The 4,885-nt window shown below is 43.6% G+C and carries 8 protein-coding genes; 1 reads left to right on the top strand and 7 read right to left on the bottom strand.

What is annotated here, in order from left to right; all coding sequences use genetic code 11:
• The 7 genes from PSI14_RS19580 to PSI14_RS19550 form a co-directional block, all read right to left on the bottom strand.
• On the bottom strand, window positions 1-347 hold a 347-nt coding region (locus PSI14_RS19580; RefSeq protein WP_273577656.1), incomplete at its 3' end, for a phage protein NinX family protein.
• Window positions 344-649, bottom strand: coding sequence for a hypothetical protein (locus tag PSI14_RS19575; RefSeq protein WP_273577655.1), 306 nt, complete (start codon window positions 647-649; stop codon window positions 344-346). The genes PSI14_RS19580 and PSI14_RS19575, both read right to left, overlap by 4 nt.
• A gap of 1 nt (window position 650) precedes the next feature.
• A complete protein-coding gene (locus PSI14_RS19570) occupies window positions 651-2,051 on the bottom strand; it encodes a replicative DNA helicase (RefSeq protein WP_273577654.1) in 1,401 nt (466 codons plus the stop codon).
• The gene (locus PSI14_RS19565; RefSeq protein WP_273577653.1) at window positions 2,035-2,988 is read right to left on the bottom strand and encodes a replication protein; all 954 of its coding nucleotides are present in this window, start codon (window positions 2,986-2,988) and stop codon (window positions 2,035-2,037) included. The genes PSI14_RS19570 and PSI14_RS19565 overlap by 17 nt, the downstream gene beginning before the upstream one ends.
• Entirely contained in the window at window positions 2,981-3,148 is a 168-nt protein-coding gene (locus tag PSI14_RS19560) for a hypothetical protein (protein ID WP_273577652.1), read from the bottom strand. The genes PSI14_RS19565 and PSI14_RS19560 overlap by 8 nt, the downstream gene beginning before the upstream one ends.
• 35 nt (window positions 3,149-3,183) lie before the next feature.
• A complete protein-coding gene (locus PSI14_RS19555; RefSeq protein ID WP_273577651.1) occupies window positions 3,184-3,549 on the bottom strand; it encodes a hypothetical protein in 366 nt (121 codons plus the stop codon).
• 156 nt (window positions 3,550-3,705) lie between these two features.
• Window positions 3,706-3,891: a Cro/CI family transcriptional regulator gene (locus tag PSI14_RS19550; protein ID WP_273577650.1), complete on the bottom strand. Its 186-nt coding sequence runs from the start codon at window positions 3,889-3,891 to the stop codon at window positions 3,706-3,708.
• Between the two features lie 80 nt (window positions 3,892-3,971).
• On the opposite strand from PSI14_RS19550, the gene PSI14_RS19545 reads away from it, so the two are divergent.
• On the top strand, window positions 3,972-4,622 hold the full coding sequence (locus PSI14_RS19545) for a LexA family protein (RefSeq protein WP_273577649.1): 651 nt from the start codon (window positions 3,972-3,974) through the stop codon (window positions 4,620-4,622).
• Window positions 4,623-4,885 lie beyond the last annotated feature (263 nt).

The following is a 4,885-nucleotide window of genomic DNA, read 5'->3' as shown; positions in this document are numbered from 1 at the left end:
TCGCCCAACTGTGCAGCCACTACAGCACGGCATATGGCTATTTGTGGTGTGTCGCCTGTTTGCATTTTAAAAATAGAAAAATCATCTACTGTCAATGCCCTAACAGATGCCACCCAGTGATTATCTTTGCGACCCATATAGGTCACATCATCTAGATATTTATCAATCAACTCCCCACACTGCGCCCAATCGGTTGAGGGTTTAAATGAATAATACCGGCTGTTTTTATCTACAAAATATCCGCTGGGTAATTCCAGAAAACGACCGTCACTAATCCTTGCTCCGAGAGCCAAACACACAGCCCAGTCCAACGCCCGGCCTGTCAGCTCACTCGTTTTGATTTTCATGTCAACTCCTTTATTTGCTTGGGTTTCCCTGAATTGCCAAATACTACGACTCTATTTGGCTTTATTAATTTCATACCTTGAATGATGAACAGGTTCCCATATTTCCATTCTATTTTGTGCATTTTTCTAACTACATTTGGGATCCTAAAATGTTTTTTTGCTTTTCTATGTGATGCTTTGTAATGCTCAAATAACATTCTTGATTGAGCATCTTTTGTTGCTGCATTGAATTTTCTCTTACTTATTGCGGCAGACTGCTCTCTCCATTTTCTTTCTAACTGTTTAAATGTTGATCTTTTCATCTCAAAAGTCCTTATGGTGGGGTTTATTAGGTCTGTCTTCGTTTCGCTTGGCTCTGCGCTCTCCTTCCACTTGATCGAGAGGAAAGAGACAAAGACCTTTTTGTTCAATGTAGGTGGTTCCCGCTTTGCCATGACGGTTGAGGCGTAGAATTAACTCAGTCAGTGTTTGATCTGATTTCTCGTGATAGACCGAATCACGATAGACCCCCATCCAGTAATCACAATCTTGCTCTATCTGACCTGTATCGCGACTATCGGATGGCATCGGACGTTTGTTGCCCCGCTCTTCAATGTTTCGGTTAAGCTGCGTCAGCAGAACAACCACGGTATCGAGTTCTTTCGCCAGTATCTTGAGTCCCTTTGTGATATTGCCGTAGGCAATGTCATTACGCTCCGCTTTTTCAGTCTTCATCAGGGTCAAATAATCAACACCGATAAAACCAATCTTGCCGACCCTGCGCTTGATTTTGCGACACTGAGATTGGATATGAGCGAATGTCATTGCCGGAGTATCATCAACCCAGACATTGGGTGTGTCTCTCAGCTCTCCTATTGCCCGACAAAGCAGATCCCATTCGTAATCGTCATCAGTTCCGCCATATAGCGTGTCTGTATTAACTCCTGATTTCTGGCTAACCATGCGCTCGAACAGTTGTTCGTCGGTCATTTCCATGCTGAACAACAATACCGATTGACCATTCGCAGCGACATTCTTCGCCATCTCGGTTAATACCGTGGTTTTCCCCATCTTCGGACGTGCACCAATAACAAACAGCGAACCATTGACAATGTATTTTGGGGCCAGCATGTCATCAAAATCGGGGAATCCGGTCTTAAGTCCTCTGTGTTCAGGATTGTTAAAACGCTCTTCCAGTTTTTCGAAGAAGCGATCAGCAATCTCGCTAATAGGCTTAAGCCCTGTTTTCTTGCCTGTAACACCATTCTCCGCTGCCTCACCCATCAACCGTTGAGCCATGTCCATTTTCTCGGCAAATGTCAGTGTACTGGGCGTCATCAGTAACCGATGGATCTCGTTGGTTTTCTCAATGGCGTAACGCTCGGCGGCAGTCTCCTTGATTTTCTTGGCATAGGCCACGATGTTAGCCGTGCTGGGTGTGTTCTTGGCAACCTCAGCCAGATATGAAAACCCACCTGCCTGATCTGACTTACCGACACGTTTCAGGCTGTCATCCACGGTAATAATATCTATCGCGTGATGCTGGTTGTTTAACACCCTAATCTCGGTGTAGATCAGTTTATGATGCTGGCCGTAGAATGAGTCAGGAGAGAGCATTGATAATACGTACTGAGAGTTTTCGCTCTGGGGGTCCAGCAGTAATGCACCAATAACGCTTTGTTCTGCCTCGATACTGTGAGGTACTTGGTTAATGTTGACGGTCATTCGCTCTGTCCTCTTTGACGGATACGTAACATTGGTCGGTGATGATGTAATCCAAATTTTTGGCTCTCCAGTAGCCGCCTTTGCCGTTTGGTCTGTCTTCCATCATCCAGCGGCAGTGTTCGGCTATGTAACCCAAATATCCCCGCCAATTTTCCAGAGTGAACGGCTTCTGGTGTTTGGTCTGGTACTCCTTGTTAGTTCGTTGCCAGAATGTCCGCATCTTGGATTTTCGTCCGTCTCGCAGGACAGTCACCCGAGCCATTTCAGGCAGGATTTCGTGATAGGCATCAATCATGGCTTGGTAGGGAACTGATTCTTTTTTGGATTGAGATTTCTTGACTGGCTGTGGCGGGTTGTTTTCGTCAGAAAACTCACCAACATCGTTAGATGTTATATATTCTTGTTCTAATACTTTCTTACTCTGTTTGACCTGCTTTGTTACCAACTTTGTTACCCGACCCCCAACGGAAGCAGCGTCATTACTGGGTTTGTTTGTTACCTGATTAGTTACCTCGTTTGTTACCTCAAAATCACCCTGATAATCGGTATAATTTGTGATCGTTATCACGGTTCCGTGACGGTTGCCACTGAACGTTAACATTCCCTCTGTAGAGAAAAATTCGAGCATATCCCTGACCTGTTTAGGTGTCTTCTCATTCCCTTTAGCATCCTGCAATTTTCTGGCTAATAACGATATTTTTGTTACTAATTGTCCAGTATTCAGATCCCAATCCACACCACCAAATTCAATGCGTTTAGGCTTGTATTGAGCCATTCCCAGCAACCTGACCCATAATGCTAATTTGGCGGTATCCTCAGCCCATCCGCTGGACAGAAGACTCCTGAACAGTGCAAAGTGCCCCTGTTTTTGGTTTTCCATCCGTGCGCTCCTTGAAGACGCTCGCGCTCCAAAATCAGCGTATGCTACGTTACCCATGACGTTTCCCTCCGGTCAGTTCCTCGCGGTGCTCCAGCCGTAATTTTGCATCCTCCAGAGCATCGCGCAGTTTTTTCGCACCATCCTCAGTGACCGAACGGGCAACCTGATCACGCACATTATTTTTATGCACGCCGCTGTGATTAAATTTTGTTTTCATGTATAATTACCTCGTGAAATGTTGTTCGGGAACCGCTAAATTCCCATCTCAAGTTGCATTTCAGAAGCCTCGTCGGTAGCCGCCTTCGAGGTTTTTCTTTTTGGGTATCTGAGGTTATCTAGCAATGACAGTAACTTGCTGGCCTCAACTCCAGTCAACACGATATTCGCCTCACATCCCGGTGCTGCGACACTTCCCTCCGGCAAGCCCAAATTCACAATCATCAAACTGGCTAATTTGGCTATCCGGTTTTTATCGCGGCTGAGTTTGGATGGATGAATACCCATTTCCCGCGCCAGATTATTGTTTCCAAACTCCAGAACTGATTTGAGAAAATAACTCTCCAGATATTGAGCACTACACGTAATACGAGTATTTTTGACAGTTTTTGCAACTTCCATTTGGTAAAATTCCTAACGTTAAATTTGGTTAACATGTTTAATGTTCGTTTAACTAAACGAATAGATAATCAGCTATCCTGAGATAGATGATGGTGAGTTGCCCTAACGCATATTCAGGGCGGTGTTGCTACCTAGGATGTTAAAGAGCGGGATTTACTACACTGCTTTGCTATATAAGCTCGGTTTGTATTTCAATTTACCATTAGTGATCCGGTTTAATTTGAGAGCAGCGCGTTCAGGGATAACTTCTTTCCATTGAGAAACTGCCGCGTCGGATACGTTCAGCTTCTCAGCGATAACTCTCTGACTACCAAAAAACTTGACTGCTTCGTCTTTGAACATATTTACAACCTCCATTTAAGATGACTTTAATTATTCAACTAAAGGAATCTTAAGTCAAGAGGATTTAAGATTGCTTAACTATGAAAACGACTATTGGCGAGCGTATTAGATTACGCAGAAAAGAGCTTAAGCTCACCCAAAGAGAACTTGGTAAACTTGTCGGAGTTTCGCATGTAGCTGTTTCTCAATGGGAAAAAGAAGATACAGAGCCAAAAGGAGATAACCTATTAGCTCTGGCATCTGCTTTAGGGTGTTCAGCCGAATATATTCTTAAAGGTGCCGTTGATGATAATTCAAACGTTTCATTCCTTAGATTCAATAGGGCAAGGGGGGAATATCCGCTAATTAGTTGGGTTTGTGCTGGAAATTGGAGTGAAGCGGTGGAGCCTTACCATAGAAGATCTATTGATGACTGGTATGAAACTACCGTCAGTTGTTCTGGTGATTCCTTTTGGCTAGAAGTAAAGGGGGATTCAATGACATCGCCGTCCGGGCTAAGCATCCCGGAAGGAATGATGATTTTAGTAGATCCTGAAATAGTGCCAATTAATGGCAAGTTGGTTGTCGCTAAACTAGAGAGTGAGAACGAAGCGACGTTTAAACAGTACATTATTGATGCTGGAAATCATTACCTTAAACCCCTCAACCCGCAATACAGAATGATATCAATCAATGGGAATTGTAAAATAATTGGTGTTGTTGTGGATGCAAAAATCGCAAGACTGCCATAATCCATATCAAAACCCTTTACGGAGGGTTTTACCTACCTGTTACCTACATCTATCTTAGATTATTCCCCATTCTAGCTCGTATTATTCAAGGTCTCTTTATCTAAATTTAAGTTTATTTAACTTCCGCTATTGACTTCCTTGTTAAGTTATCTTAAATTTAACCACATCGAACAGGCAGGATGCCCACGAAGTAGCCGCTACAGGCATATGAAGATGTAGATGATTCGATAAATAGAATTAACGTAGCACTAGGTTTAGCAGTA

It is taken from the genome of Xenorhabdus anantnagensis, from assembly GCF_028598555.1.
Classification (GTDB): domain Bacteria; phylum Pseudomonadota; class Gammaproteobacteria; order Enterobacterales; family Enterobacteriaceae; genus Xenorhabdus; species Xenorhabdus anantnagensis.
The sequence above is the reverse complement of the archived record's forward strand: the minus strand, read 5'-3'. Positions and strand labels throughout refer to the sequence as shown.